This is a genomic window from Kribbella pittospori, from assembly GCF_004331465.1.
Classification (GTDB): Bacteria; Actinomycetota; Actinomycetes; order Propionibacteriales; family Kribbellaceae; genus Kribbella; species Kribbella pittospori.
In genome coordinates, this window is record NZ_SJKB01000012.1 from 199,199 (window position 1) to 225,732 (window position 26,534).

The 26,534-nt window shown below is 66.5% G+C and carries 27 protein-coding genes and 1 tRNA gene; 18 read left to right on the forward strand and 10 right to left on the reverse strand.

All coding sequences use genetic code 11. From position 1 onward, the window contains the following. Positions 1–2: 2 nt before the first annotated feature. The gene (locus tag E0H73_RS33115) at positions 3–287 is read right to left on the reverse strand and encodes a hypothetical protein (protein ID WP_131363022.1); all 285 of its coding nucleotides are present in this window, start codon (positions 285–287) and stop codon (positions 3–5) included. Positions 288–682: 395 nt separating this feature from the next. Continuing rightward, positions 683–2,275, reverse strand: a complete 1,593-nt coding sequence (locus E0H73_RS33120) for a helix-turn-helix transcriptional regulator (RefSeq protein WP_131363024.1) — start codon at positions 2,273–2,275, stop codon at positions 683–685. A 659-nt stretch (positions 2,276–2,934) separates the two neighbouring features. On the opposite strand from E0H73_RS33120, the gene E0H73_RS33125 reads away from it, so the two are divergent. The 4 genes from E0H73_RS33125 to E0H73_RS46130 all read left to right on the forward strand — a co-directional run bounded on the left by E0H73_RS33125 (position 2,935) and on the right by E0H73_RS46130 (position 6,896). Further along, entirely contained in the window at positions 2,935–4,080 is a 1,146-nt protein-coding gene (locus tag E0H73_RS33125; protein WP_131363026.1) for an OmpA family protein, read from the forward strand. Positions 4,081–4,092: 12 nt separating this feature from the next. Next, positions 4,093–5,484 carry a hypothetical protein gene (locus E0H73_RS33130; protein WP_131363028.1) on the forward strand — a complete coding sequence of 464 codons (1,392 nt, stop codon included), beginning with the start codon at positions 4,093–4,095 and terminating at the stop codon, positions 5,482–5,484. A gap of 42 nt (positions 5,485–5,526) precedes the next feature. After that, positions 5,527–6,192 (forward strand): phosphotransferase enzyme family protein, encoded by a 666-nt coding sequence (locus tag E0H73_RS33135; protein ID WP_131363030.1) that lies wholly within the window; start codon positions 5,527–5,529, stop codon positions 6,190–6,192. Positions 6,193–6,383: 191 nt separating this feature from the next. After that, entirely contained in the window at positions 6,384–6,896 is a 513-nt protein-coding gene (locus E0H73_RS46130; protein WP_272949169.1) for an NUDIX hydrolase, read from the forward strand. On the opposite strand, the gene E0H73_RS33145 is transcribed toward E0H73_RS46130, so the two are convergent. Beyond that, on the reverse strand, positions 6,882–7,184 hold the full coding sequence (locus E0H73_RS33145; protein ID WP_131363034.1) for a hypothetical protein: 303 nt from the start codon (positions 7,182–7,184) through the stop codon (positions 6,882–6,884). The genes E0H73_RS46130 and E0H73_RS33145 overlap by 15 nt on opposite strands. Positions 7,185–7,397: 213 nt before the next feature. Here E0H73_RS33145 and E0H73_RS47515 point away from each other — a divergent pair, with 213 nt between their 5' ends. The 6 genes from E0H73_RS47515 to E0H73_RS33175 are packed head-to-tail and all read left to right on the forward strand — an operon-like array spanning position 7,398 to position 12,112. Next, complete coding sequence (locus E0H73_RS47515; protein ID WP_131363036.1) at positions 7,398–8,240, forward strand: LysR family transcriptional regulator; 843 nt, start codon at positions 7,398–7,400, stop codon at positions 8,238–8,240. Next, on the forward strand, positions 8,237–8,761 hold the full coding sequence (locus tag E0H73_RS33155; RefSeq protein WP_272949170.1) for an RNA 2'-phosphotransferase: 525 nt from the start codon (positions 8,237–8,239) through the stop codon (positions 8,759–8,761). The genes E0H73_RS47515 and E0H73_RS33155 overlap by 4 nt, the downstream gene beginning before the upstream one ends. Positions 8,762–8,821: 60 nt before the next feature. Beyond that, positions 8,822–10,102 carry a phosphopyruvate hydratase gene (eno, locus tag E0H73_RS33160; RefSeq protein ID WP_131363040.1) on the forward strand — a complete coding sequence of 427 codons (1,281 nt, stop codon included), beginning with the start codon at positions 8,822–8,824 and terminating at the stop codon, positions 10,100–10,102. A gap of 21 nt (positions 10,103–10,123) precedes the next feature. Further along, positions 10,124–10,723 carry an FtsB family cell division protein gene (locus E0H73_RS33165; protein ID WP_131363042.1) on the forward strand — a complete coding sequence of 200 codons (600 nt, stop codon included), beginning with the start codon at positions 10,124–10,126 and terminating at the stop codon, positions 10,721–10,723. Beyond that, on the forward strand, positions 10,720–11,202 hold the full coding sequence (locus tag E0H73_RS33170; protein ID WP_131363044.1) for a DUF501 domain-containing protein: 483 nt from the start codon (positions 10,720–10,722) through the stop codon (positions 11,200–11,202). The genes E0H73_RS33165 and E0H73_RS33170 overlap by 4 nt, the downstream gene beginning before the upstream one ends. Positions 11,203–11,257: 55 nt before the next feature. Beyond that, positions 11,258–12,112, forward strand: coding sequence for a Ppx/GppA phosphatase family protein (locus tag E0H73_RS33175; RefSeq protein WP_238164426.1), 855 nt, complete (start codon positions 11,258–11,260; stop codon positions 12,110–12,112). Here E0H73_RS33175 and E0H73_RS33180 read toward each other — a convergent pair. Then, positions 12,109–12,690 (reverse strand): TetR/AcrR family transcriptional regulator, encoded by a 582-nt coding sequence (locus E0H73_RS33180; protein WP_131363048.1) that lies wholly within the window; start codon positions 12,688–12,690, stop codon positions 12,109–12,111. The genes E0H73_RS33175 and E0H73_RS33180 overlap by 4 nt on opposite strands. A gap of 145 nt (positions 12,691–12,835) precedes the next feature. Between E0H73_RS33180 and E0H73_RS33185 the strand changes: the two genes are divergently transcribed. The 3 genes from E0H73_RS33185 (at position 12,836) to E0H73_RS33195 (ending at position 15,510) form a co-directional block, all read left to right on the forward strand. Next, positions 12,836–14,257 carry an MFS transporter gene (locus tag E0H73_RS33185; RefSeq protein ID WP_131363050.1) on the forward strand — a complete coding sequence of 474 codons (1,422 nt, stop codon included), beginning with the start codon at positions 12,836–12,838 and terminating at the stop codon, positions 14,255–14,257. A gap of 73 nt (positions 14,258–14,330) precedes the next feature. Next, positions 14,331–15,161, forward strand: coding sequence for a uracil-DNA glycosylase (locus tag E0H73_RS33190; RefSeq protein WP_131363052.1), 831 nt, complete (start codon positions 14,331–14,333; stop codon positions 15,159–15,161). A gap of 19 nt (positions 15,162–15,180) precedes the next feature. After that, a complete protein-coding gene (locus E0H73_RS33195) occupies positions 15,181–15,510 on the forward strand; it encodes a nucleoside triphosphate pyrophosphohydrolase family protein (RefSeq protein ID WP_131363054.1) in 330 nt (109 codons plus the stop codon). 172 nt (positions 15,511–15,682) lie between these two features. On the opposite strand, the gene E0H73_RS33200 is transcribed toward E0H73_RS33195, so the two are convergent. Together E0H73_RS33200 and E0H73_RS46135 are read right to left on the reverse strand one after the other, a co-directional pair. Further along, positions 15,683–16,753, reverse strand: a complete 1,071-nt coding sequence (locus E0H73_RS33200) for a serine hydrolase domain-containing protein (protein ID WP_420323441.1) — start codon at positions 16,751–16,753, stop codon at positions 15,683–15,685. Between the two features lie 151 nt (positions 16,754–16,904). After that, positions 16,905–17,210, reverse strand: coding sequence for an ester cyclase (locus E0H73_RS46135; protein ID WP_165555915.1), 306 nt, complete (start codon positions 17,208–17,210; stop codon positions 16,905–16,907). A gap of 372 nt (positions 17,211–17,582) precedes the next feature. Between E0H73_RS46135 and E0H73_RS33210 the strand changes: the two genes are divergently transcribed. Then, positions 17,583–18,890 (forward strand): NAD(P)/FAD-dependent oxidoreductase, encoded by a 1,308-nt coding sequence (locus E0H73_RS33210; protein ID WP_131363060.1) that lies wholly within the window; start codon positions 17,583–17,585, stop codon positions 18,888–18,890. 21 nt (positions 18,891–18,911) lie between these two features. On the opposite strand, the gene E0H73_RS33215 is transcribed toward E0H73_RS33210, so the two are convergent. Together E0H73_RS33215 and E0H73_RS33220 are read right to left on the reverse strand one after the other, a co-directional pair. Next, positions 18,912–19,571 carry a response regulator gene (locus E0H73_RS33215; RefSeq protein ID WP_131363062.1) on the reverse strand — a complete coding sequence of 220 codons (660 nt, stop codon included), beginning with the start codon at positions 19,569–19,571 and terminating at the stop codon, positions 18,912–18,914. Then, positions 19,568–20,689, reverse strand: a complete 1,122-nt coding sequence (locus tag E0H73_RS33220) for a sensor histidine kinase (RefSeq protein ID WP_131363063.1) — start codon at positions 20,687–20,689, stop codon at positions 19,568–19,570. Before E0H73_RS33220 ends, E0H73_RS33215 begins: the two co-directional genes overlap by 4 nt. Before the next feature lie 104 nt (positions 20,690–20,793). On the opposite strand from E0H73_RS33220, the gene E0H73_RS33225 reads away from it, so the two are divergent. The 3 genes from E0H73_RS33225 to E0H73_RS33235 all read left to right on the forward strand — a co-directional run bounded on the left by E0H73_RS33225 (position 20,794) and on the right by E0H73_RS33235 (position 21,969). Beyond that, positions 20,794–21,300: a glycine cleavage system transcriptional repressor gene (locus E0H73_RS33225; protein WP_131363065.1), complete on the forward strand. Its 507-nt coding sequence runs from the start codon at positions 20,794–20,796 to the stop codon at positions 21,298–21,300. Next, entirely contained in the window at positions 21,297–21,863 is a 567-nt protein-coding gene (locus E0H73_RS33230) for a peptide deformylase (RefSeq protein ID WP_202867678.1), read from the forward strand. Before E0H73_RS33225 ends, E0H73_RS33230 begins: the two co-directional genes overlap by 4 nt. A 25-nt stretch (positions 21,864–21,888) precedes the next feature. Continuing rightward, positions 21,889–21,969, forward strand: a tRNA-Leu gene (locus E0H73_RS33235). Between the two features lie 1,951 nt (positions 21,970–23,920). On the opposite strand, the gene E0H73_RS33240 is transcribed toward E0H73_RS33235, so the two are convergent. Beyond that, positions 23,921–24,622: a nuclease-related domain-containing protein gene (locus E0H73_RS33240; RefSeq protein ID WP_202867679.1), complete on the reverse strand. Its 702-nt coding sequence runs from the start codon at positions 24,620–24,622 to the stop codon at positions 23,921–23,923. A gap of 405 nt (positions 24,623–25,027) precedes the next feature. Between E0H73_RS33240 and E0H73_RS33245 the strand changes: the two genes are divergently transcribed. After that, complete coding sequence (locus tag E0H73_RS33245) at positions 25,028–25,615, forward strand: GNAT family N-acetyltransferase (protein WP_131363067.1); 588 nt, start codon at positions 25,028–25,030, stop codon at positions 25,613–25,615. Positions 25,616–25,731: 116 nt separating this feature from the next. On the opposite strand, the gene E0H73_RS33250 is transcribed toward E0H73_RS33245, so the two are convergent. Further along, positions 25,732–26,184 carry an SRPBCC family protein gene (locus E0H73_RS33250; protein ID WP_131363069.1) on the reverse strand — a complete coding sequence of 151 codons (453 nt, stop codon included), beginning with the start codon at positions 26,182–26,184 and terminating at the stop codon, positions 25,732–25,734. Between the last annotated feature and the right edge of the window lie 350 nt (positions 26,185–26,534).

A 26,534-nucleotide genomic window follows, 5' to 3' on the forward strand; every position in this document is an offset into this window, starting at 1 on the left:
ATCTAAGAGACCGCTACTAGATCGGTCGCGGTCGCCTTGAGCATGGAAGCCGTGCTCAAGGTGCATAGCCCGTAGACGATCGGCGTCTCACCCTCGAATGACACACCGAGCAGCGAAGCGTCTCGCCGCTCAACCGCGAGCGCATGCCGCTCCTCGGACACGAAGCCGATCCACGAGTACGACGACGTACTGCGCGGAAAGATCTCAACCCCAGCCGGCACGGAGACATGCGCGTTAACCATCGTCAACGCCTCGGTCACCTTCTTCCCCCTGTCAATCCCGATCACGCTGTGAGCCTGCCAAACCTGGATGTGGTCCGGTGCCAGGCCCTCAGTAAGTCCACTGTCGGCCGCCAGCTTGCCCCCCAGCAGCTGATCGACATGGGCCGTCAGCCACAACGGTCCCACTCCCGCAACCCGCCCAGCAGGCAGGCTCGTCAAGTCGTCTACCCCATGAATTCGCACCGTTGGCGAACTCAGCACCCCCGGGTGCGTGCGGTTCTCCTGGGGAGAACGCACACAAGCCAGAACCTCCCGCGATCCATTCCACTCGCGAGTAATCGTCAGCGCCAACACGGGCTTGTATCTGACGACAGGTTCGGCAGACCCCGGCGTAAGCACGAGCGCATCGAGCCACTCACGCGGTACCCGCCCGAGGTCATGGTCAACACCAGTAGTGTCCATCACTCCTCAATCTCTAAGCGTTCAAGTTCTGAGAAGAACCATTTCTTCTCCTCTGTCACGGCAGTCACCAGGAAATCGTTGAGACCTCGGACCGAGCTCTGTAGGTCTCGCCGACTGAATGCCCTGCCAGCTGCATCGTCCTGGAGCGCCGCTTCCAAGAGACCGACGCTTGCGTCCCAGCCGTCGGGTTTCATGGATTTCTCCATCTCTTCGGCGCCTTCGATCGAGGCACCTGACGTCTCGTCCTGGTAGGCGCGAGGCGTCAGATCGAGATGGAACAGTCTGGGGACAACCGGCATCATCCGGCCGTGCTTGTCCGTCTTCTCAACGATCCAGAGTGATTCAGGCAACGGTATTTCCTGAATTGCACTGGCCGGCACATCGGCACCGTACTCGTCCAGAAGGCCGTGCCTGGCGGCACGGATGAATATGTCCGGCTTGATGATCGCGTCAGGATGGTCTGCGATGAACTTGCGTCGCGCCGACTGACTGTTCGAAGTCGATCGGGGACCGCGTTCTCCGGTTCCTGTAACGTCCTCGTCGGATATGTGAGTACTAAAGAGCTGAAACTTCTTCGATTTGGGATCCTTCGGCAAAAGGATCCTGCGCTCCAATGGGCGACCGGCGCGTTCTGCCACACCGTGGATCAACACCAATGCCACCCCAAAGCCGAAGCGGCCAGTAGTCTCGTCCCCAGCGGCGGCTTCCGACCGCTCGGAGTCGGTCCCGAGTTGGAAGTAGCTGGACAGCCTGTGCTCGGCAATAGGGGTGGCCGGAGTCGATTCGGTAGCTCGATCGACGACGACTACCGCCTTCAGGTGTGTCAGCGTCTGGTCGTCGGAAGTCAGCTTGCTGAAGTGATCTTGGATCAACCGGATGAAGGACTGATCTCGGGATACCGCGACAGGCAGTGCGCCGAAGTTCGGCTCGATGTTCGGCAGCGACGGCCAGACAGCGCACTGGATTCCATCGGCGGCTCCGACGAGTACGAAGGACTGCCGGATGTCGTCCGATTCGTAGAGTTTGATGTCGAACCCGAGGGCGGCGTCCGTCGGACGAAGACGCCCGCCGATTGCGAGAGCCTCGAAGATCCTGGTGATCTGATTCTGTACAGCCCAGGCGGGCACTCTGGTCCCAGCCGACCCACGTAGTTGCGCTTGACGCGCACGGGTCGGGAAGACGATGTTCACCCTTGATGGCAGATGCGGGCGTGCGTCGTGAAGGAGACCTAGGATGTCGAGCTCGTCAGCGACGACGATCTCGAGCCGGTCCAGCAATGGAGCCCTGAGGAGGGCCTGGAGACGGGCGTTTCGGGTGTTCGGGTGTACTTCCACTGGTGAGGACGTGAGCTGCGCCTGGGTGAGCATCTCGAGCTCGGGGAGATCCAGCGTTTCGGCGAGGTTAACGGCGAGATCCAGCGAGAGATCCTGATTCTCGCGCTCGATCCGGTTGATCACGTAACGGGTGACTCCGACTCGGACGCCGAGCGCTTCCTGGCTCATCTTCCGCTTCTTGCGAGCGACGCGGATCTGGTCGGCGATCGTGCGTCGGAGTTCGCGAGGATCGTCCGGGCCAACGGGTATCTCGGTCATCGTCGTCTCCTTCTGAGAATCCTCGAGTCCTGACCGCGCCCTCGCGCGTTGACACTAGGGGAGCCGTGAGACGGTGTGCAAGCGACGCGCTGGAGTGTGCATCAACCGTGACTCGCCTCGTTGCCGCATCATTCATGGCAGGCCGCAAGCGACTGTTTAACATTGTGCGCGAAGTGTGCGCCTGTGCATAGAGCATCCGCACGCCACGCACATTCTGGTTGACCCGTCTGCACAGGGCCTCTACTCTCAAGAGTGAGGCTCCAGCACGCAACGAAGCGTGCACGCAAAGAGAGGCGACCCGGTTGCAGCCGAGTCGCCTCGCATCACAGACAAGCCGTCGACTTCAGCAAAAGTGAGGGTCGAGCCAGTGATGACACACAAGCCTAACGCATGTCGCGCGATGTGCAACATAGTGCGCGCAAATCGATTCAACGAAGCGGCGGCGTCGGTCTCGGCGTTGCAGGCATCGGGTCGGCGGCTCTCGCTCCGCGGCTCCACACAGCACCTCCGGTCGCTGCCGACCGGAGGTGCGTGATGAGAAGCAGGCGACGTAGCGGTAGCGGAAGATATCGCACAGCGCGCCGGCGCCCACGCGGTCGTCGTGGCGAGCCGGCGGTCGTCGGCGGGGACGGCGGTGGTCACAGTCGTGGACTCTCGGTGTGGTGATCGGGCTGCTGGCCGCGATCGTCGCGGTTGGGGGCGCGATAGTGGCCGCGCGGAGAGACAAAGGCGTCGTGCCGCCATTGGGCGGGACGATCGTCTTTAGCGCGCCTACTGCCAACCAGGGGGCTGTGCGGATTGATGGGGTAGCTCGGGGGATGGTCGAGCAGGCCGGGGCTGCGCATCAGGGGGTGCGCTTGGTTCGGGTTGAGGGGGATGGGGCGATTAGTTCGCGGGTTGTGGATATGACTCCTCGGCTGGACGGGAAGCCGGATGGGGAGCCGTTGAAGGTTCGGGAGCGGGCGGCGGAGGAGATCGCACGGTCGGTCTCGAGGCTCGAGGTGGAGCTGAACGAGAAGAGTTCATTGGTTGGTGGGGAGGCGTTGTTCGCGGGGCTGTCTCGAGTCCGGATCGATACTTCTCGGCCGGTGATCGTGTTCTCGGCGGGGTTGGATACGGCGGATCCGGTCGATTTTCGGAAGCTTGCGTTTGATGTGGCGCCGGCGGGTCTCATCAAGGACTTGAAGGCCGCGGGTGAGTTACCTGCTCTGACAGGAGCCGTGATCACATTCGTGGTGCTGGCCCAGGTGGGGCGGCAGGAGGCGTTGCGGCGGCCGCAGGTGGTCTATCGGGAGAGCGTGTGGAGCGGATTGCTTCGCGCGGCCGGGGCGTCGACGGTCAAGTTCGAGTACCCGGATGCGGTGCCGTCCAGTTCGCGCCTGGTTGCGCCGACTGTCGCGGTCCCTCGGGCTCCGGACACGCCGGTGGCGGTGAAGAAGACGGGGAAGACGCGGGAGAGGACGTGCACGTTGAGTGCGGCGACCTACTTTGCACCGGACAAGGCGGTCCTGCTGGATCGTCAGGCGACGTTGCGGGCGCTCGGACCGTGTGCTCGCTCTATCGGGGCAACTACCCAGGTGTCGGTCGAGGGCCATACGTCCTCGACGGCCAAGCGGCCGAATAACCCGGTGGCGATCAAGCTCAGTACTCAGCGGGCGCAAGTTGTGGCCGGTTTGCTGGTTGAGCTCGGAGTGGCGCGGAACCGGATCGATGTCAAGGGTTACGGCAATGCGAGGCAGCCGTTCCCTGACCCCAGCGACCCCAGGAATCGCTGTGTGGTCGTTCGCTTCAACAGCACGAGATGACAGGAGACGGACATGGCCACTCAGGCGATTCCGTTGCCGGACCATCCACACGAGAACAACCAGGGACCGCAGTACACGCGACGCGAAGCCGTCCGGGCGGGCCTGTGCACGAAGGCGGAGTACGTCATCGCCGCCACCTACTACGAGTACGTCGTACGCAACCACCGGACTGCCGGGACACCGCCGAACGAGTGGGAGCCGCAGGCGGTGGTCGGCCGCCAGCTCAGCGCGCCGTACGAGCGTGATGCGCATGATCTGCTCGTCATGCGCCTGAAGAACCAGGCCGATCCCGGCCTGGACGCGATCGACCGGCTGTGCGACGACATACAGACCACGATCGATGCTGCTGGCAAGCTTCCGGAAGATGTGAGTACGCCGGAGACGAACAAGGTGTACAGCGGACGGGCAGCCGCAGCTCGGGTCGAGCAGCTGACCGATCGGGTCGAGGCGGACCGGGCCGATGGCTACCGCCACCATGACCGGGCGCCAGCGTGGCTGCGATTCATCTCGCATGTTGCGCCGTGGGCCGAGGCGCTCGGATTCCTTGCCTTCCTCACCTATTACCTGAACGTGCCGATCGTCAGCCCGTGGCGGGACTGGATGGGCTGGACGTTCTCGTTGATCCTCGTCGTGTACATCATGCTGGGCCAGACCTGGCTGGTGGACCACGCGGCCCGCGCTCACAACCACGCGCGGGAGGTCCAGGCCGACGGACAGAAGCACCAAGCGGAGATCAGCCGGCGCCACCGGCTCGGATACCTGCTGGTGACCGCGGCGATCGCGATCGGCATCACCACGGCCCTGATCGAACGCGGACTCGACACGCTCGGACGGGCCGAGACCGCGGTGACCGTCGTCATGGTCATGCTGGCCATCACAACCGGCCTCTTGATGCCTACCCTCGCGTTTCTGGGAAAGGCCCTCGATGGCAGCAAGGTGTCGCGTGAGCGGGACGCGCTGTCGGACGACCTCGACGCGGATCGAGAGCGGTACGACGTACTGGTCGATGAGGCCGAGTCCGACCTTGCAGTCGCGAGGAGCCTCGATCGAGAACTGGTCGAGAAGGTGGTCCCGGCCATCCTTCGCGACGTACAGAACGTGGTCGACGAGGCGTGGGCGCCGTACAACTTCCTTCGGCTGCAGCTCGGCGGATTGTCGAACGCGCCCATCCACAACTCGACTGCCACCGAAGTTGAGCTGGCTACCGGTTCTCGGACCCGGCCGCCGTTGTACAACGGCATCCCGGGCGCCGAACCGGTGAGCCTGCAGCCGGTGATCGACCGGGACAGCCAGCTCGCAGCGCTGCGGGTGCGGTTGGAAGAACTCACGCTGCGACTTCGGCAGCTTCCGCCACACCCGTGGGACCACTCGTCGGCGGATCGGATCACTGTCCTCGAGCCGTAATTGGAGTGCGGGTCATCGGCGCCACCTGGCAAGGTGGCGCCGGTGGATGTTGCTGGGGTGCTGGTGGAGCGTTGGGAGTTGAAGCCGACGCAGGTGGAGGGGCTGACCGGCGGGATGAATTCCGCTGTGTGGCTTGCTGCTGCGGATGGTTGGCGGGTGGTGGTGAAGTCCGTCGATGTGGGGGATGGCGCGTTTGAGCCGGGGCTGGAGTTGGCTGCGCGGCTTGGGGATGCGGGGCTGGTGACTGGGCGACCGGTGGTGAGTCGGGCGGGGCGCGCGGTTGAGCGGGTGGGGGATCGGCTGGTTGGGGTGCTGGAGTTTGTTGCCGGGGAGTCGCTGGCGGCGAGTGTTGAGGATCAGCGTGCGGTTGGGGAGTTGCTGGGGCGGGTGCATGGGGTGTCGGCTACGCCAGCGGGGGAGTTGGGCGACTGGCTTCGGCTGGTGACGCAGTTCGATGAGTACTTGGATCTGGAGGAGTGGATCCGGCCGGCGGTTGAAGGCGCGCTGGAGGGGGTGCAGGCGCTCGGTGGGTTGTCGTGGGCGTGGCTGCACGGGGATCCGGCGGCTGAGGCATTCCTGCGGCAGGCCGATGGTGAGGTCGCGTTGATCGACTGGGGTGGGGCGATGCACGGGCCGGTTCTGTACGACGTGGCGTCGGCGGTGATGTACGCCGGGACGTCGGACCACGTCGTACCGGCGTATCTCTAGCAGCGGCCCGAGCTCAAGGATCAGGTCGACACCGGCCTCGCGGCCTTCCTCCGACTCAGGTGGGCGGTCCAGGCCGCGTACTTCGCCTGGCGCTGCTCGACCGACGTCCGTACGGGCATCGCCGACCCGGCCGAGAACCGCAAGGGCCTCGCCGACGCCCGCCGCGCTTTCACCTCCGAGGAGCACTGACCGTGGACGCACAACAGGCTGGCTGGGCCGGACAGCCGGAGGACATCGCCTGCGTGGGGCCGGACGGCGACTTCAAGCTGCGGGCAGGGGCGATCGTTCGCGACCGCGACCGGATCCTGCTGTGCGCGGTCGATGACCTGGACGGCTGGTTCCTGCCCGGTGGGAAGGTCGCGTACGGCGAGACGGCGGCGGACGCGGCGGTCCGCGAACTCCGTGAGGAGATGCAGCTCGAGCTGACCGTCGGTGAGCTGCGCCTGGTCACCGAAGACATGCTGACTCTGAACGGCACGCTGCATCAGGAGGTCTGCTTCTACTACGAGTTCGCCTGGCCGGACAGCCTCTCGCCGGACGCCGCGCAGGACACCGTGGAGCTCGCGCACAGCTTCCGCTGGGTTCGCCGCGCCGACCTGGGCGGCGTGGATCTCCTGCCGCCACAGATCCGGGACCACCTGATGGAGGACCCGACCGAGCTCCGCCACCTGTCCATCGATCGCAGGAGCTCAGACGCCGGCTAGATCCCGCCGGATAGCGGTCTCGGTCGCAACCCAGTTCTTGAACAGATAGCGGTGAGCCACCACGGGCTTGATCGCCGCGATCACGTCGGGCTTGTCGTCGACGAAGTGGGTGATGGCGAGGTCGGCGCAGTGGATCGCCTTGTCCGGGCGGCGCAAGCAGAAGCGAACGTTGCCGTCGGCAATCCCGGTCCGCTCGAAGAAGCGGTGATGCCGCAACCATTCCAGCGACCGCTGCTGCACCCGCGGCCCGCACTTCGACACCAGCCATGCTTCGTCGAACAACGGCACCAACCGCGCGATCGCCTCGAACCATCCGGTACGGCGGGAGTCCGCAGCATCGCCGCGGTGTCGCCGGAGAAGAACGAGGTATCCCCGGATCCCGACGATCCGTCGATGATCACTCGTCCGATATCAATCCCCAATCTCTTCATACCTCAAGGCTCGCTCGCCACAGCACTTCAGCAGAACTAGTAATCGGTACAGCAGCTATAGTTTCTGTCAATGGCTCTGGTGGCTGAGGATCTCGAGGCGTTCGCGGTGTTCGCGCGGCACCGCAACTTCACCCGCGCCGCGGAGGAGCTGCACGTCAGCCAGCCGGCGCTCCACACCCGCATCCGCAAACTCGAGCAGCGCCTGGGCAAATCCCTGTACGTCAAGCAAGGACGGCAGCTGCACCTGACGGACACCGGCGAGCGGCTGGCCGCGTTCGCGAACGACACGAACGACCGGGCCGCAGACTTTCTGCGTACGCTCGACGCGCTACCGCCACGCCCACTCGTGCTGATGGCCGGCTCGGGCGCCTACCTCTATCTCCTCGGTGATCCGATCCGGCGGATCCTTGCCAAAGGCCACGAGTTGCGGCTGCGCACCGGCGATGCGGCCGCCACCTTGGCCGCGGTCCGTGACGGGTCGGCTGACGTCGGAGTCACCGCGCTCACGGTCCCGCCCGACGACGTCGACTGCGACCTGCTCCAGCAGTTCCCGCAGACCCTGATCACCCGCTCCGATCATCGCCTGGCCGGCCGGCGGAGCGTCCGGCTGAAGGACCTGCAGGACGAGGCGCTCGTCGTACCGCCGAAGGATCGGCCGCACCGGCAGCAGTTGGAGCGGAGCATGCTCGACCAGGGACTGCGGTGGTCCGTGGCGGTCGAGGCCGAAGGATGGGAACTGCTGGTCCACTTCGTGCGTCTCGGGATAGGACCGGCCGTCGTCAACGGTTCGGTCCGTACGACGGGTGCCGTCCGGAAGATCCCGGTCAAGGATCTGCCGCCGGTCCGGTACTACATCGTCACGCGAGCCGACCGGAGCGAGAGGGTGCACGAGCTCAAGCGGATGTTGTCGTGAGCAGGGACAGCCGGAGGATCTCCAGGCTGCTCAGGCACACAGCAGGTGAGCGCGGTCTCACGATGAGTGCGGACGGGTGGTCGGCGATCGCCGACGTACTGGCTGTGCTCGAACTTACCCGCAGTAAGTTGGATGCCGCGGTGCGGGACAACGACAAACAGCGATTGCAGGTCGACGGCGAGCGGATCCGGGCCTGTCAGGGGCACTCACGCGCAGGGATGCCGGTGACACGTGAAGCCTTGGAGAACAGTTGGGAACGGGTGTACCCCGACGACCTGCTCTGGCATGGGACCAATCGGCAAGCGCTGCCGGCGATCCAGCGCGAGGGTCTCAAGCCGGGACGACGTACGCACGTCCATCTCGCGCCGTCCAGCGACAGCCAGGTCGGACGGCGGACGAGCGTAGAAGTCTTGCTGGGCGTGGATCCACGCAATCTGGCGGTCTATCGGGCGCCCAACGGAGTGTTACTGCCACGGGAGGTACCGCCGGATGCGATCGTTAGGGTCGACGCGGTCCACTAGGGTCGGTGGTCTGACGGCTAGGCTCGGGACCGATTCGTCATCGAGAACTTGGGAGTCAATGTGGCCACCATCGAGGCCGTCGGCGCCCGCGAGATCCTCGACTCGCGCGGCAACCCCACTGTCGAGGTCGAGGTTCTTCTCGACGACGACACCGTCGCCCGGGCGGCCGTCCCGTCGGGCGCGTCCACCGGCCAGTTCGAGGCCGTCGAACTGCGTGACGGCGACAAGGCCCGGTACGGCGGCAAGGGCGTCCTGAAGGCCGTCACGGCCATCCTGGAGGACATCGACAAGGAGATCGTCGGGTACGACGTCCACGAGCAGCGGCTGATCGACCACGCGCTGCTGGACCTCGACGGCACCCCGAACAAGGCCAAGCTGGGCGCGAACGCCATCCTCGGCGTCAGCCTCGCGGTGGCCAAGGCCGCCGCGGACAGCGCCGGCCTGCCGCTGTTCCGCTACGTCGGCGGCCCGAACGCGCACGTCCTGCCGGTGCCGATGATGAACATCCTGAACGGCGGCGCGCACGCGGACAGCAACGTCGACGTGCAGGAGTTCATGATCGCCCCGATCGGCGCGGCCACCTACGGCGAGGCGCTGATGCAGGGCGCGACCGTCTACCACGCGCTGAAGGCGGTGCTGAAGGAGCGTGGCCTGTCCACCGGCCTCGGCGACGAGGGCGGCTTCGCGCCGAACCTGGCCAGCAACCGCGAGGCGCTCGACCTGATCGCGGTCGCGGTCGAGAAGACCGGTCTGCAGCTCGGCAAGGACATCGCGCTGGCGATGGACGTGGCCGCGAGCGAGTTCCACACCGACGGGGTGTACGCGTTCGAGGGCGGCAAGAAGTCGGCCGACGAGATGATCGCGTACTACGCCGACCTGGTCGCGTCGTACCCGATCGTGTCGATCGAGGACCCGCTGAACGAGGAGGACTGGGACGGCTGGAAGGCCATCACCAGCGAGCTCGGCACCAAGACCCAGCTCGTCGGCGACGACCTGTTCGTCACCAACGTCGAGCGGCTGCAGCGCGGTATCACCGAGAAGGCGGCGAACAGCCTGCTGGTCAAGGTGAACCAGATCGGTTCGCTGACCGAGACCCTGGACGCGGTCGACCTGGCCCACCGCAGCGGCTTCACCTGCATGATGAGCCACCGCTCCGGCGAGACCGAGGACACCACGATCGCGGACCTCGCGGTCGCGACGAACTGTGGCCAGATCAAGTCCGGTGCCCCGGCCCGGTCCGACCGCACTGCGAAGTACAACCAGTTGCTGCGGATCGAGGAGGAGCTGGACGACGCCGCGGCGTACGCCGGTCGCTCCGCCTTCCCGCGGTACCAGGGCTGACCCAGGAGGAATCGAGACAGCATGCCGTCCCGTCGGGAATCCGGTGCACGACCCGGCTCGCGTCCGTCGAGCCGTACCCAGTCGCGTCCACCGGCCCGGCGGGGCGACCAGCCCAAACGCCGTACGACGGGAACTGCCGCGGGACCCGCCCGGACCCGGGGCTCTCGCAACCTGACCGGCCGGGCGGCCGTCGTACTGCTGGTGCTGGGTGCGCTGATCGTGTCGTACGCGCAGAGCCTGCGGGTCTGGTTCGACCAGCACCAGCAGATCACCGCGCTGCAGCAGGAGATCCGGGACCGGGAGAAGCGGGTCGGCGAGCTGAACGACGAGATCGCCCGCTGGAACGACGACGCGTACGTGAAGGCGCAGGCGCGGCAGCGGCTCGGTTGGGTGATGCCGGGCGAGGTCGGCTACCGGGTGATCGGCGCGGACGGGAAGCCGGTCGGTGCGCCGCCGGAGCCCAACACGCCGACGGACGGTACGGCGGACGCGCAGAAGCCGACCTGGTACACGAAGCTCTGGGGCAGTGTCGAAGGCGCCGGCAAACCGCCCGCCCTGCCGGCCGCAACCCCGGCCAAACCCACCCCGAAGCCGATCATCACACCCAAGGCGAACCGGTGAGCGTCAGTCCCGAGGACACCGAGGCGGTCAGCAAGCAGTTGGGCCGCACTGCCCGCGGCATCCGCTCGATCGCGCACCGCTGCAGTTGTGGCCTGCCCGATGTCGTCGAGACCGAGCCGCGACTGCCGGACGGTACGCCGTTCCCGACCACGTACTACGTGACCTGCCCACGACTGGCGTCCGCGATCGGGACGCTCGAGGCCGAGGGCATGATGAAGGAGATGACCGACCGGCTCGGCACCGACGCGGACCTGGCCGCTCGCTACCAGGCGGCTCACGAGTCGTACCTGGCTCATCGCGAGTCCATCGAGCATGTCGAGGAAATCGACGGCATCACCGCCGGTGGCATGCCGACTCGCGTCAAATGCCTCCACGTCCTTGTCGGCCACTCCCTGGCCGTCGGCCCCGGCGTGAACCCCCTCGGCGACGAGGCCCTAGCCGCCCTGGACGACTGGGGCCGCCGAGGTCCCTGTGTTTGAGCGGGTCGCCGCCGTTGACTGCGGGACCAATTCTCTCCGTCTGCTGATTGCGGACGTGGTGGATGGCGAACTGAAGCAGATCGATCGGCGGATGACGATCGTGCGGCTCGGACAGGGTGTGGATGCGACCGGTGCGTTCGCGCTCGAGGCGCTGGAGCGGGTGTTCAAAGCATCCGACGAGTACGCCGCCGTGATTCGATCCGCCGGCGCGACCCGGACCCGGTTCGTGGCGACCTCGGCCGCACGGGACGTGAGCAACCGCGACAAGTTCTTCGCCGGCATCTCGGATCGGTTCGGTGTCGAGCCCGAGATCATCTCAGGTGCCGAGGAGGCCGAGCTCAGCTTCCGCGGGGCAACCGGCGGTCTGGCGGCTCTCGCCGTACCCGGGCCGTACCTCGTCGCGGACATCGGCGGCGGATCCACCGAACTCGTCCTGGGCGACGCGAACGGCGTGATCGCGGCCGAGTCGCTCGACATGGGCTCGGTCCGGATGACCGAGCGGCACCTCGCCTCCGACCCCGCGACCGCCGCCGAACTGGCCGCCGCCACCAACGACGTCGACGCGCTCCTGGCCTCCACCATCGTTCCGATCACCGAGGCACGCGCCCTGATCGGGACCGCCGGCACGGTCACCACCGTCGCCGCGGTGGCGTCCAAGCTGACCGAGTACGACGCCGAGCGGATCCACCACTCGCGGATCTCGGGTTCACTGCTGCGCGAGACGACGTACTGGCTGATGCGGTCGACGCGCGCCGAGCGCAGCAGCGTCCCGGTGATCCACCCGGGCCGGGTGGACGTCATCGGCGCCGGCGCGCTCATCCTGCAGCGCCTGTACGACCGGATGGCCGTCGGCGAGGTGATCGTCTCCGAGCACGACATCCTCGACGGCGTCGCTCTCTCGATCGGCTAATCGGCCGCGCGGGCGCGTACACCGTCGAGCGCGATCCGGAGCACGCGTTCGCGCTGCTCGTCGTCGACGAACCCGGCGGCGGTCAGGCCGCTGATCATCCGGAGCAGGTCGTCGAAGGACACGTCCTTGCGCGCCTCGGCGGCCTCTTGCGCCCGCTCGAACAGCGGCGTGCCGGCGGCGTACATCGCGTCCCGCGCCTCACTGAACTCGGCGGCCTCCCGGTTCAGCGACTCGTGGATCGCGCGCTTGGTCGCGGCGTACTCGACGAATCGACGGACCCAGGTGGCCAGCGCGTCCCACGGCGGGAGGTCGGCGGCATCCTCGGCGGCGAGGCACAACTCCTCGATCTCGCCCAGGTACACCGCCCGCAGCAGATCCTGACGGGTCGGGAAGTTCCGGTACAGCGTGCCGATCCCGACGCCGGCCTGCCGCGCGATGTCCTCGAGCGACGCCTCGGTGCCCTTGGTGGAGAACGCGTCCCGGGCAGCGGCGAGCAGCGCGTCGAAGTTCCGTCGCGCGTCGGCGCGCTGCGGCCGTCGTACGTCGACCCGCAGGGCCGGCCTGGTCTCACTCACCATCCGATCACCCTATCCATCGTGCGGCATACCCGTTGCAAGCGGAGGCAACCCTCCGCTATAGTGGAGGCATACCTCGACTTTACCAGGCCGGGGAATTCCCGCGCCGCGGGTGCGGCGCGCTCACACCCTTTCGAAGGACTTCTGCATGCCTGGAAATATGTCCTCACCACGAGTGACGCTGGCGGTGCTGGCGTCGGTCGTGGCCGCTTTCTCGATGCTGCAGTCGCTGGTGAGCCCGGCACTGCCCGTCATCCAGCACGACCTGCACACCAGCCCGAGCACGGTCACCTGGGTCTTCACGGCGCTCCTGCTGTCCGTCTCCGTCGCGACGCCGCTGCTCGGCCGGATCGGCGACATGACCGGCAAGGAGCGCACTCTGTTCGGCGCGCTGATCGCTCTCGCGGTCGGCTGTCTGATCGCTGCGCTCGCCCCGAACATCGGCGTACTGATCGCGGCCCGGGTCGTCCAGGGCGTCGGCGGCGCGGTGTTCCCGCTGTCGTTCGGCATCATTCGCGACGAGTTCCCCAGCGAGCGCGTGCCGTCGGTGGTCGGCGTGGTCTCCGCGATCATCGCGGCCGGCGGCGGACTCGGCATCGTGCTGGCCGGCCCGATCGTGGAAGCGCTCGGCTGGCGCTGGCTGTTCTGGATCCCCCTGATCCTGATCACGGTCGCGTCGGTGCTGGTACGTCGCTATGTCCCGGAGTCGCCTGTTCGTGTGCCCGGCCGGATCGATTGGCTGGCCGCCGCGTTCCTGTCCGGCTGGCTGATCGCTCTGCTGCTGCCGTTGAGTGCTGGGCGGCAGTGGGGTTGGGGTTCGCCGCGGACCATCGTGCTGTTCGCCGCTGCCGCCGTACTGCTGGTCGGCTGGATCACCGTGGAGCTTCGGTCGCGGAACCCGCTGATCGACATGCGGATGATGCGGCTGCCGGCGGTCTGGACGACGAACCTGGTCGCACTGCTGTTCGGTGCGGCGATGTTCGCGGTGTATGCGTTCGTGCCGCAGTTCATGCAGATCCCGAAGGCTGCGGGATTCGGGTTCGGCTCCAGCGTGACGCAGGCCGGTCTGTTGATGCTGCCGATGCTGGTCACGATGGCCGTCACCGGGTCGCTCAGTGGTCCGATCACGCCGTACTTCGGTGTGAAGTCCCAGGTGGTCTGGGGATCGGCACTGATCCTGGTGGCCTCGCTCGCCTTCGCCGAACTCCACGACGAGCCGTGGCAGGTCGCGCTCTGGACCGCGGTGTTCGGGATCGGTCTCGGGATGGCCTATGCGTCGATGACGAGCCTGATCGTGCAGAACGTTCCACGCGAGCAGACCGGCGCGGCGACCGGCATGAATGCCAACATCCGCACCATCGGCGGCTCGATCGGCACAGCCCTGGCCAGCTCCATCATCACCGGCCACACCCAACCCTCCGGCCTCCCCACCGAAGCAGGCTTCACCGACACCTTCCTCCTCCTGGCCACCTTCGCCGCAGCCGCCGTCCTCCTGGCCCTAGCCATCCCCACCCACCATCGAACCCCCCGTCCCACCCCCACCCCCATCCTCGAAGAGGTCACCAGCTAACCCATCAACCGGCCCACGCGAGATACCTCGCGTGGGCCGGGGGCAGGAATCGGTCGGGGGTTAGCCTGAGCGGGTGAAGCTTCCGCACCCGTTGACGGGGGAGTTGTTCGAGAGCCCGGTTCCGCCGGGGACGGGGTGGCCGGAGGATCCCGCCGTACGTCGTACTCCGGTTGCGCGGGATGCGGACGAGGTGGTCGCGCTGACCGAGACGCAGGACCTCCGGGAGTTGGAGGCGCGGGTCTCGGTGTGCCGAGCCTGTCCGCGACTGGTGGAGTGGCGGGAAGAAGTTGCTATCGGCAAGCGAAAGTCCTTTGCCGGCCAGCCGTACTGGGGCCGGCCGATTCCTGGCTGGGGTGTCGCCGAGCCGCGGATCCTGATCGTCGGCCTCGCGCCTGCGGCCAACGGCGGCAACCGCACCGGTCGCGTCTTTACCGGCGACCGCTCGGGCGACTGGCTGTTCGCCGCGCTCCACCGTGTCGGCCTCGCCAACCAGGCGACCAGCGAACACGCCGGTGACGGTCTCCGCCTGATCGGCACCCGCATGATCGCCGCCGTCCGCTGCGCTCCGCCCGCCAACAAACCAACGCCGGAAGAACGCGACAACTGCGCGCCTTGGTACCGCAAGGAACTCGAGCTGGTCCTCCCGACCACCCAGGCCATCGTCTGCCTCGGCAAGTTCGGGTACGACGCCCTCCTGAACGGCCTGGCTGCCCTCGGCACCACCATCCCCAAACCCCGCCCCAAGTTCGGCCACGCCGTGGAACACGAACTCGAAACCCACCACGGCCAGGTCACCGTCCTGGGCTGCTTCCACCCCAGCCAGCAGAACACCTTCACCGGCCGCCTGACCGAAGCCATGCTCGACGCCGTCCTCGACCGCGCCCGCACCATCGCCGAACTCTGACCGGTCCTACACTGGCGCCGTGGATTTGGACGACTACCAGAAGGCCGCGCTCCGGACGGCTGCTCCCCGCGAGAAGAAGAACGAGTTTCTGCATCTCGTGCTCGGTCTGGTCGGGGAATCTGGTGAAATCGCCGAGAAGGTCAAGAAGATCATCCGTGACCACGACAGCGACCTGTCGGCCGTGGACGTCGAGGATCTGACCAAGGAACTCGGCGATGTCATGTGGTACGTCGCAGTGCTCGCCGACTACTTCGACATTCCGCTGAGTGAGGTCGGCGAGAAGAACATCGAGAAACTCGCCAGCCGTCAGAAACGCTCTGTGCTGGGCGGCAGCGGCGACAACCGCTGAACTTACCTGGAGGACGAACGTGTTCAGTGTCTACGGCAAGATGACGGCACACGACACCGGGACTCGTTCCGATCGGGTCGTGTCGGCCACCAAACACATCATGTCTCTGGTGGCCGGAACGCCAGCAGGTGCCTACGGCGATGTCGCTTACCTCTACAACGGCGGCAACGCGTCAGCCGCAGACAGCCTTGTTTAGGAAGTCGTCCACCGCAGCGTCGGGGTTGGTCTTGAAGGTGGGGGTGACGGCGATGGTGACCTGGTGCCGGCCGTCGCGGCTCGAGAAAGACCAGGACTGGTACGACAAGGCGTCGCCGTCGTTGCCGTAGAGGCGGATACCGCACGTCGTGTCTCGCCAGGACAAGCCGAGGCCGTAGGCCCTGGTCTCAGTGCCTGCGGTCTTCATCTCCTCGAAGAGGTGCGGTGGCAGCAGGCGACCGCCGAGGAGTGCGGTGAAGAAGCGGGTGAGGTCGGCCGTCGACGAAATCAGTTCGCCACCGGCGCCGAACAACGACGGGTTCATCTCGGTGAAGTCGACGAGCTCCACGTCGTTCTCGCTCCGCTGCACCGGTAGGTAGCCGTGCGGGTGCGGCCCGCGGATCCGGGTCGACGTACCCGGCATCTCGGTGTCCTTCAACCGCAGCGGCTTGATGATCCGGCGGTCGATCTCGTCGGCGTACGAGTGGCCCGTCGCCTTGCGGACGATCTCGCCGAGCAGCGTGTAGTTGGTGTTCGAGTACGAGAAGGCCGAGCCCGGCGGGTCGACCTGCGACGGCTGCGCGACGGCGCGCTCGATCAGCTCGCTCGCGCTCCAGGTCCGCCACCGATAGTTCAGGAACTCCGGACTTGGCGGCAGCGTCAAAGTCAGCCGGTAGTCGAACACCCCGCTGGTGTGGTTGAGCAGTTGCCGCAGGGTGATCCCGTCACCACCCGGTACGACGCCAGGCAGCCACGACTCGACCTTGTCGTCCAGCCGCAGTGACCCCTCATCGACCAGTTGCAGTACGACGGTCGCCAGGAACGTCTTCGTGATACTCCCAGCCCGGAACCGGCTGTTGACCGGGACTGACCGCGTCGTACCCAGCTCGGCCACACCGCTACTCCCACGCCACACGTGATTCCCGTCGCGCACCTCCGCAACCGCGCCCACCGCGACAGCATCCGCAACGTCATCCAGCTGCTTCTGCAGCCCAGCCGGATCCCGTTCCGCCGGCGCGGCAACGGCAGCGGCAGGCACCGCAACCACCGCCGACACAGTTGTAACCGCTACCAACGCCCGAAGTGCGCGCCTCATCCCCAGCCTCCTAGCTCAGCAATCCGTGCCCGCCACCCTTCCGGACCGGCGCAGGCCGAAGCACCCGGGAACGCCCCCGAATCTCTGCGGGTCGGCCCTGGTTCTAGGCGGGCTCGTCGTCCGGGAAGCCACCTAGTTGCTTGAGGACTTCCAGCCAGTCCATCACCACATCGGCTTCCACCATCACGCCGTTCGCGAACCGATTCATGCTGGTCCCGACGAACCGCACCCGCCGACCGGTCGGGGGTACGCCGAGCCACTCGCCCTGATGCGTGCCGTGATAGACGAACTGGCTCGCCATCCGGTCACCCTCGACCACCCGGCTGACCACGATGCCCGCGTAGTCGGGGAAGGCACTGCGGATCCGGCCGATGCCCTCGCGGAAGTCCGCCGCCAGCGCCGGCCCCATCAGCGTGTCGAAGGCGCCGGGATCACCCGCCCGATCGCATCGGTGATCGCGTCGTCGATCCGCACCATCTCTTCGCGATCCATGCCTGCTCCCACCCTGCCCCGATTCATCTGCTGTGCAGCTAGGACGCATCCCGGACTCCGGCAAGGCCGAACGCCGTCTCGGCGGCACGAGCTCTTGCGGTTCTGTGACGGGTGGCGTGAGGCCTCGGCGTACGGCGCGGACTGGGTCACCATGAGGGGGTGAGAGGTCGCTCGGACGAGGGATGTTTCGGTACGTGAGATCACTCTCCAGAGGGTTTGTGAAAGTTTTCACGAGCAGATAACCTGAAGTAGACATTAAGTCGGACGACACTCAGGGAGAGTGAGCCGCATGACAGCCCAGGTGCCGCACATCCTCGTTGTTGGAGGCGGTTACGTCGGGATGTACACCGCGTACGGCCTGCGCCGCGCGGCCAGGAAAGGCCGGATCCGGGTCACCGTGGTGGACCCGCGGTCGGTGATGACGTACCAGCCGTTCCTGCCGGAGGCGGCAGCCGGCTCGGTGGAGCCGCGGCACGTCGTGGTGCCGCTGCGCAAGACGCTCAAGGGCTGCCGGGTGGTGACCGGCCGGGTTACCGGAATCGACCACGCGAACAAGGTCGCCAAGGTGATGCCCGAGGAGGGACCGGAGTACGAACTGGCCTACGACCAGGTCGTGGTCGCACTCGGCTCGATCGCCCGGACGCTGCCGATCCCCGGGTTGGCCGAAGAGGCGACCGGGTTCAAGAACGTCGAGGAAGCGATCGCGCTGCGCAACAAGGTGCTGGACCGGCTGGACGTCGCGTCGTCCCAGCCCGACCCGGCGCTGCGCAAGTCCGCGCTGACCTTCGTCTTCGTCGGCGGCGGGTACGCCGGTGTCGAGGCGTTCGCGGAGCTGGAGGACATGGCCCGCTACGCCACCCGGTACTACGACAACATCAAGCCCGAGGACATGCGCTGGGTGCTGGTCGAGGCGACCGGCCGGATCCTGCCCGAGGTGGGCACGGATCTGGGCAAGTACACGGTCGACCAGCTGCGCAAGCGCAAGATGGACATCAAGCTGGAGACCCGGCTGGAGTCCTGCGAGAAGGGTCACGTGATCCTCAGCGACGGCGACGAGTTCGACGCCGACACGATCGTCTGGACCGCCGGTGTGAAGGCGAACCCGGCGCTGGCCGGCACCGACTTCCCGCTGGACGAGAGGGGCCGGGTCAAGTGCCTTGCCAACCTGCGGATCGAGGGCGTGGAGGACGCCTGGTCGGCCGGCGACAACGCCGCCGTACCTGACCTGACCTCGGAGACCGGTGCGTACTGCGCACCGAACGCGCAGCACGCGGTCCGCCAGGCGAACCGGCTCGCCGCGAACATCCTCCGGGTGGTCGACGGACAGCCGCCGCAGGACTACAAGCACAAGTACGTCGGTTCGGTCGCGAGCCTCGGCCTGCACAAGGGCGTCGCGCAGCTGTACGGCGTGAAGGTCAAGGGCTGGCCGGCCTGGTTCCTGCACCGGACGTACCACGTGTCGCGCGTCCCCACCTTCAACCGGAAGGCCCGCGTCGTCCTCGACTGGACGCTGGCGCTGTTCTTCCGCCGCGAGGTGATCTCGCTCGGCAGCCTCCAGATGCCCAACGAGGAGTTCCGCCGCGCGACCCGGTCCTGATCAGTCGTGACCTGGTCCTGATCAGTCGTGCAGTAGGCCGGCGTCGTGGACCAGGAGCGCGATCTGGACGCGGTTGTTCAGGTCGAGCTTGGTCAGGATCCGCGAGACGTGGGTCTTCACGGTCGGCACGCTCAGATAGAGCGTTGCGCTGATCTCGGCGTTGGACTTGCCCTCGCCGACCGCAACGGCGATCTCGCGTTCGCGGTCGTTCAGGTCGGAGAGGCGGTCCTGCGCCTTGGCCTTGCGCTGGTCCTGGCCGGACGCTGCGACCCGGGTGATCAGTCGTTTCGTGACGGCTGGTGACAACACCGGTTGCCCACCGGCCACCCGCCGTACCGAATCGACGATCTCGGCCGGCGGGGTGTCCTTGAGCACGAACCCGGCGGCCCCGGCGCGGAGCGCGCGCAATACGTGCTCGTCGGCGTCGAACGTGGTCAGGATGACGATTTCGGGCGCGCCCGGGCGGCGTCGTACCGCTTCCGTCGCGGTCAGGCCGTCGGTTCCGGGCATGCGGATATCCATCAGTACGACGTCCGGAGCCAGCCGATCGATCAGGCCCTGTACGCCGCTGCCGTCGCTGGCCTCACCGACTACACGAATGTCGGGAGCGCCGCCGAGCATCAGCTTCAGCCCGGCACGCAGCAGCGGATCATCGTCGACAATGAGGACCCGGATACTCATGCCGGCCACGGTAACCAGGCGAAGAGGCGGAACTCGCCGTCGGGGGTGCGGCCGTGCTCGATCCGTCCCTCGACCAGCGCCGCGCGTTCGGTCAGTCCGATCAAACCCTGTCCATCTCCTCGTCTCCGCTGCGGCGCCGGGTTGCGTACCTCCACCGACAGACCGTTGCCGGGGGCACCGATCACGCTGATGGTCAGCTTCTCACCCGGCGCGTGCTTCATCGCGTTGGTGAGACCTTCCTGGACGATCCGGTACGCCGTACGTCCGACGTGGTCAGGCAACGCGCCGGGAGCGTCGAGCGTGAGGTCGATGGGGACTCCCGCCGTACGGGACGCCTCGACCAGTTGGGGGAGATCGGCGAATGTCGGCTGCGGGAGCTCTCCGACGGGGGCCCGCAGTACGCCGATCACCTCGCGGAGGTCCTGCAATGCCTGATGGGCGCTGGCGCGGATGATCTCGGCGGCCCCGGCGACCTCTTCGGTGGATGCGTCGGGGCGGTAGGCGAGAGCCCCGGCGTGCACGCTCAGAAGCGAGAGCCGGTGGCCGAGTACGTCGTGCATCTCGCGGGCGATCTCTTCCCGGGCACGCATCTGGCCCTGCTCGGCCTGCAGCTTGGCGACGGTCTCGGCGCGATCGGCCCGATCGCGAAGCGTCTGGAGCAGCTGGCGGCGGGATCGGATGTAGAGACCCCAGCCGGCGACGGCGACGTAGATCGACGTCGCGGCGATGACGATCGCGGCGTCGTCGTTCTGGTTCTTGATCTGGATATAGGCGAACAGGGAGATCGAGTTCACGGCGAACACCAGCAGCGTGGCTCGCCACGGTTTGTACACGGCGACCGACAGGATCAGGATCAGCGTCGCTGCGCTGGCCGTGTCGGAGAAGATCGAGACCACGGCCGCGATCAGAGCCAATTGGACCGGCCAGCGCCTGCGGAACCACAGGGTCAGGCACAGCGCCATCCCCGCGTAGAAGTCCACCGCCAGCATGGCGGAGCTGATGCCTTCCTTCTGACTCTGGTCGTACAGGACCAGGCCGAGCAGGACCGCGACGACGAAGACGATGCTGTCCACGATCCATTCGCGCGTACTGCGACGATGGTTCGCGGACTCGGTCATGACACGAATGTAGCGGTGCGTAAGCGTTCTCCGGGCCGATGGCGGCTGTCCGGATACCGAAGTCGGTGTGATCGCCTACTTAGGTCGGCGGTAGGTTGCCGGGCATGAGTCAGCTCGCCGTCACCGTCATCGGCCCGGACCGCCCGGGCATCATCGCGGACGTCACCGAGGCCCTCGTCGGTACCGGGGTCAACCTCGAGGACTCCACCATGACGCTGCTGCGCGGCCACTTCGCCATGATGATCGTGTGCTCAGGCCCGTTCGACGAGGTCAAGGCCGCGCTCGAGCCGCTGCGGGGCGAGCTGGTGATCACGGTCCGCATCATGGGCCCGGAACACGAGCACGCACCGATCGGGCCGGCGTACATGCTGAGCGTGCACGGCGCCGACCGGCCTGGGATCGTTGCGGCGGTCACCCGGATGATCGCGTCCGCCGGCGGGACGATCACGGACCTCGCGACCCGGCTCAGCGGGGAGCTGTACGTGCTGACCGCCGAGGTCGAGATCCCGCCAACCGCCGAGCTGGCATGGCTCGACCGGGCGTTGGAGATCACCGCGGAGGAGCTCGGGGTCGGCGTCACGCTACGGCCCGCGGAGAGCGACGACCTGTGAGCGTGGCACATCTCAACCAGACCCTCGCCAGCTGGAGTCCTGCCCAGCTCGGTATCACCGGCGACATCCTGGAGGTCGTACGGGCGCCCCACCCGGTCCTCGCCACCGAAGGCGCGACCGTGGATCCGCTCGACCCCGTGATGGTCGCTCTCGCCTCTGACCTGGTCGCAACCATGCGTGTTTCACCCGGCTGCGTTGGGCTGGCGGCTCCGCAGGTCGGGATCGCGGCGCAGATGTTCGCGCTGGACGTGACCGGTCATCCGAAGACCCGCACTTGCCACGGCGTCTTCGTGCTGTGCAACGCGGTCGTGGTCGAGTCCACCCGCCAGGAGAAGGGCCGCGAGGGCTGCATGTCCGTCCCCGACTTCACCGGCGACGTCAAACGCGCCACCCGGCTGACCGTCACCGGCGTTCTCCCCGGTACGACGGATCACGTCACGATCTCCACCGACGCCTTCGAGGCCCGCGCCCTCCAGCACGAGATCGACCACTGCAACGGCCAACTCTTCCTCGACCGAGTCGCCGGCGCCCACGCCGTCTACCCGCGAAAGGTCTACCAGTAACTTGTAACCTCAGTCCCACACCGTGGCCCGGGTGGCGGAACGGCAGACGCAGCGAGCTTAAACCTCGCGGCCGAAAGGCATACGGGTTCGAATCCCGTCCCGGGCACTGTGGTCTGACCCACGCGTGCTCCGCAGGCGCTCTCTCGTCGCTCCGCTCCTCGTCGCACCTGCTACGCCCGCTCCCGCCCGCCCCCGGCTTGGCGCCGTCCTTTCCCTTGCCGGCTTGCGCCGGCACCTGCGGGCTGCCGCCCGCTACCTCCGGCTACCGCCGGGCCTGCGCGCTTCCGCGCGACCGACAGCCCCGGTGCTCCGCGTTTCTCGTTCCGAGCGAGCACCGGGCGTTTCGCGATCGAGCGACAGGACTCGCGCACCGGTCGGTTGACCAGATCTCAAGCCATCGAGGACCTCGACACCATCACACGAAGTCGTTGTCGGGAACGACCGACAAGCCGGTCTGGAGGCGGGTACGGCTCGACCGGCAGCAGCGAGTCGAACCCGAGCAAGCGCAGCGGGGGTCGTCGGGTCGATGCTCGCACTGCCCAGCCGCAGGACGGTTCGGATGTGTTCGCCGATGTGCCGCTCGAGCACCCGCCGTCGCGGCAAACCGGGCTTGGCGTGGGACCAGGTGAAGCTTGGGACGTCGAGGTACGGCGACAGCAGTTCAAGCCGAAGGTCAGTTGCGAGCCACCCGTGTGATCCGGGGCTAGAGCGGCGGTTCGTCGCCTCCTGACAAGTTTTCTTTGACTTCCAGACGGCCGCCCGGGGGCCGAAGTGCGCCGCCATGGGAGGTCGGGCCGCCTGCCCTCCGCTCCCGCTCGCTCAGCTCCGGGCGGGGCCCTTGGCTTAGCGCGCACGTGCCACCAGGGTGTTGGGTCGACGACAGTAGAACTCGCCATCAACGATCGACACCCTGTCGATGTGGTGCTCGCCGAAGCTGCCGGCGACCGCCTAGCCCAATGACCCGAGTCGCCCGGCTTCCCGTGGGCTCCCGCATCGCCCCGCTAGCAATCATGAAAGGGATGGTCCGACTCGGCGCGCGTCAAGAGCGCGCCTCCGGCGCGTCCCTCCGGGACCTTCGACCCTTGACCCACACCGCACCGAACCTCAGGTTGGCAGCTATCGGGGCGATGCGGGAGGTCTGCCCGTCCGGCTTGACGCGTAACCGTCATCATTTTGATGCCCGCCTCAAACAGCAGAATGGTCGCCTCATGGCGACATCAGCTGTCCCACAGCGGAGACAAGATCTCAATAGCAGCTGACGTCGTCGCCCACTTGGTCGGAACCCAATGGACCATCCAAATTCCGTGGCCGCGCTTCCACCACAGGATCCACCGATCGCATTCCAGTTGATCCCCCGAGGATGGCGGACACTCAAATCCGACCAGGACACTTCCATTCGGCAACGATCGCGTTTGGTCACCATCTGGCTCACGGCGCTGGGGATACTTGGCCCAGTAGTAGCCATTCCAGCCCGGAGAGAAGACCTTCGACGCAAGCCAAGCGCCCGATCTACTCGAATAATCCAAGGCTGTTATGCCGAGGTACCCGCCATCGGCAAGCTTGATTTCCAAGATGCCGGACTCGCGCTCATGCATTCGGTGAATTGGATCCGATGATCTCGGTCGAATAGTCGAACCTGGCCAAGCAGTCCGTGCAGCGGCGTCGCTCGGTAAGCAATCGATGGCCGACGAATCGGGCCCGCGGCGCGACACCAACCAGACGCCAGTGATAGCCACTACGACGATCCCGACAGTCGCAAGCGACACACAGCGTCGACTACAGCGACGCAAGGTATGAGGCAGATCTGTCCTGGTTGACGGCATGGCCCAACAGTAAACGGCATCAGGCCACCTCATCGGTCCACCTGAGGCGACCGTCTCCGAGGCACCTTCCTGGTGGGAGATTTGGGAGACCACAGCGCGTCAGAACGCCCAATAGCCGAATCAAACAGGCCGCAACCAGGAAGGCCAAAACGCGTTAGCCACAAGGGATCGAGCCGTGCGAGCGTGCACACCACGGCGCGACCCTCGCCCATGGCATGGAAGGGGTCGAACTTGTCATGCTGAACCGTCCAGGAGCTTCGCTACTGCGATCGTCAGCAGCTGTAGCAGCGCCGGCCAGACCAGGACGATGGTTATCGTCATCACCGCGACCATGCCGAACGCCCACGCCATGCGCACACGCCTCGCGGTACCAATCTCAGCCTGGATGGCATCGAACTGGGCGCGACGATCAACGTCTACGGACTCATCTGGCTGATAACGCCAGGTCGCGAGCTCTCCGATCACCGACACGATGTGTTCCACGGCCTCGGGACCGAGAACCGCCGGCCGCTTCTTCAGCCAACGAACCAGACGCCGAGCATCAACGACATCGACACCGGCCGGTGGCTTCTCGATGTGTAGCCGTTGCGGATCGTAGACCGCGATCACCGGCCGAATGGGCACCGGCCAGCCGAGCGCCTTGCCGAGCAGCTTCGCAGCCCGCCTTCCCTCGAACTCAGAGTTGCGAATGTGGTCTGTGCGGGAGCCGGAGACCAGGAATGTGTGCCCCGCGACCCATACGCGCTTGCCGGAGTGGTTCTTGGTGTTCACGGTGAAGACTCCGGACGGACCCACGACCACATGGTCGATATCTGCGCCCCGCCCAACAGGAACGGCGTGCAGTACAACCCACTTGGAGTCCAGGCGCGACAGCAAACGTCCGACCGCGATCTCACCGAGCGCACCGCGAAACCACGCATAGCCGTCCGTACTCAATGGCCGTACTCCGAAGAACCGAGCGACCCGACTACGCGATCGAATCGATCCCGGCTCCGTGCAAAGCATGTGAATCACCGCATGACCCGGTGCGCGCTCTCGCAGCCCGACCACCTGGCCCGTGGGAACGAACCTCTGCTTCGATGTCATCAATCCCAACCCCCGTTGTAGGACCTATCGCCCGTACGGCCGCACTCGTTACGGCTACCGGATCAGCCGCGCTCACTCTCGGTTGCTCCAGCGGTTGCAGTTCAGCTGCGTTCGCTCTCGTTCGGATGGCTCGCGCCGGAAGGCGGCCAAGGCGACGAGCTGCCGCCGACCTGGGCGCTAGCGCGACCAACGGCCTGTGCTGGAAGCGTGGCTACCGGACGTGGAACGTCCGGAATGTGGTGTACGTTCCGAGATATGTCCGAGTTCAGGATCAAGGCGCTGGCGCCGGAGACGTTCGATGACTTCGCCGCTCTTGTTGAGCGGAACAAGGGCATGTTCGCCAGCTGCTGGTGCACGTGGTTCCATCCTGACTGCGAGGAGAGGGGCCAGACCGCTGAGGGGAACCGGGCTCTCAAGCAACGTCTGGTCGAGGACGGGATCGCGCACGCGGCGCTGGTGTACGACGGCGACCGGGCCGTCGCCTGGGCGGAGTACGGATCACCCGAGGAGCTGCCCGAAATCCATCACCGCAAGGAGTACCTCGCCACTGCCGAACGCCTGCCCGACTACCGGGTCACCTGCATCCTGGTCGAGCGCGGCTTTCGCGGTCAGGGCCTGGCAGCGGTCGCACTGCGCGGAGCCGTCGAGCTGATCGCGCAGGCCGGCGGCGGCATGGTCGAGGGCTACCCGCACGACACCGGCGGGGTCCGGAAGAAGAACTCGTCGTTCCTCTACAACGGCACCCGCACGATGTACGAGCGCGAGGGCTTCACGTACGACCGGCCCAAGGGCCTGGGCAACTGCGTGATGGTGCGCGAGGTGGACCCGAGTACGCGCGACTGAACCACGACATTCGTCCGCCAGGTGATCTGCGACAGTCGAGAGCGAAGATCGTGGCAGGTGCGGGCGTTCTGCGGAGGTTGGCGAGACCTGGACGCGACGAGGGGGAGTGCGTGACGCTATGTGTCGGCTTCGATGAACTGGCGCAGCTTCACGAAGCTGTCCGTCCACCCGTTCTCGTGGAGCGTCAGTCGTGCCCGGGTCGCGAAGTCGCCTTGTGAGAGCGCCAGGTGCGTGGCGCCTTCGATGGCGTGTAGAGAAAGCCTTACGAGCGTCTCTTGGTCATCAGGGTCGGGTTCTTCCCAGCGGAAGGTGTAGGCGAGCACGCTCGGCGGGTCGATCTCAAGGAACTCACCCGCCAGGTGAAACAGCTCGCCGTCGGGTGGTTGCATGCCGAAGCGATAACCGCCGCCGACGTGGAGGTCTAGCTCGATCTCGGGTGTCGTGAACCCCGATGGTCCCCACCACTTCGACAATGCGGATGGATCGGTCAAGGCCCGGAAGATCTGGTCGCGCGGGGCGTCCAGACTGCACGTCAGCTCCAGGGCCAATCGGTCCGGTACACCTTCCATGGTTCCACTCTCCCATGGCCCTGCGCTGCTAGACCGGGGTTGGCGGTGAACACAGCCCGATGTTTGCCGAGCTCCTCCGATGGCTTGATGATCTGGTTGGCCGATCGGTGCGCGACTCCCGTCGCTCGATCGCGAACGGCCGGGTGCTCACGCGGAACTAGAATGCGGAGCACCTGGGTTGTCGGTCGCGCTGTAGCGCGAGGGTCGCAGGCGCGGCGGCGGCAGCCGGCAAGGGGAAGGAGGGCGATGAGCCGGGGTGGGTGGGAGCATGCGTAGCGGCCGCGACGAGGAGCGGAGCGACGAGGGAGCGCCTAGCGGAGCACGCGAGGGACTGCATCAGTTGGTCGAGG

What these genes read in the sequence shown, in the direction of transcription:
- E0H73_RS33120 (WP_131363024.1), bottom strand. Translation starts at nt 2,275, where the DNA reads ATGACCGAGATACCCGTTGGCCCGGACGATCCTCGCGAACTCCGACGC.
- E0H73_RS33130 (WP_131363028.1), top strand. Translation starts at nt 4,093, where the DNA reads ATGGCCACTCAGGCGATTCCGTTGCCGGACCATCCACACGAGAACAAC.
- E0H73_RS47515 (WP_131363036.1), top strand. Translation starts at nt 7,398, where the DNA reads ATGGCTCTGGTGGCTGAGGATCTCGAGGCGTTCGCGGTGTTCGCGCGG.
- E0H73_RS33165 (WP_131363042.1), top strand. Translation starts at nt 10,124, where the DNA reads ATGCCGTCCCGTCGGGAATCCGGTGCACGACCCGGCTCGCGTCCGTCG.
- E0H73_RS33180 (WP_131363048.1), bottom strand. Translation starts at nt 12,690, where the DNA reads ATGGTGAGTGAGACCAGGCCGGCCCTGCGGGTCGACGTACGACGGCCG.
- E0H73_RS33185 (WP_131363050.1), top strand. Translation starts at nt 12,836, where the DNA reads ATGCCTGGAAATATGTCCTCACCACGAGTGACGCTGGCGGTGCTGGCG.
- E0H73_RS46135 (WP_165555915.1), bottom strand. Translation starts at nt 17,210, where the DNA reads ATGGGGCCGGCGCTGGCGGCGGACTTCCGCGAGGGCATCGGCCGGATC.
- E0H73_RS33210 (WP_131363060.1), top strand. Translation starts at nt 17,583, where the DNA reads ATGACAGCCCAGGTGCCGCACATCCTCGTTGTTGGAGGCGGTTACGTC.
- E0H73_RS33215 (WP_131363062.1), bottom strand. Translation starts at nt 19,571, where the DNA reads ATGAGTATCCGGGTCCTCATTGTCGACGATGATCCGCTGCTGCGTGCC.
- E0H73_RS33220 (WP_131363063.1), bottom strand. Translation starts at nt 20,689, where the DNA reads ATGACCGAGTCCGCGAACCATCGTCGCAGTACGCGCGAATGGATCGTG.
- E0H73_RS33225 (WP_131363065.1), top strand. Translation starts at nt 20,794, where the DNA reads ATGAGTCAGCTCGCCGTCACCGTCATCGGCCCGGACCGCCCGGGCATC.
- E0H73_RS33245 (WP_131363067.1), top strand. Translation starts at nt 25,028, where the DNA reads ATGTCCGAGTTCAGGATCAAGGCGCTGGCGCCGGAGACGTTCGATGAC.
- E0H73_RS33250 (WP_131363069.1), bottom strand. Translation starts at nt 26,184, where the DNA reads ATGGAAGGTGTACCGGACCGATTGGCCCTGGAGCTGACGTGCAGTCTG.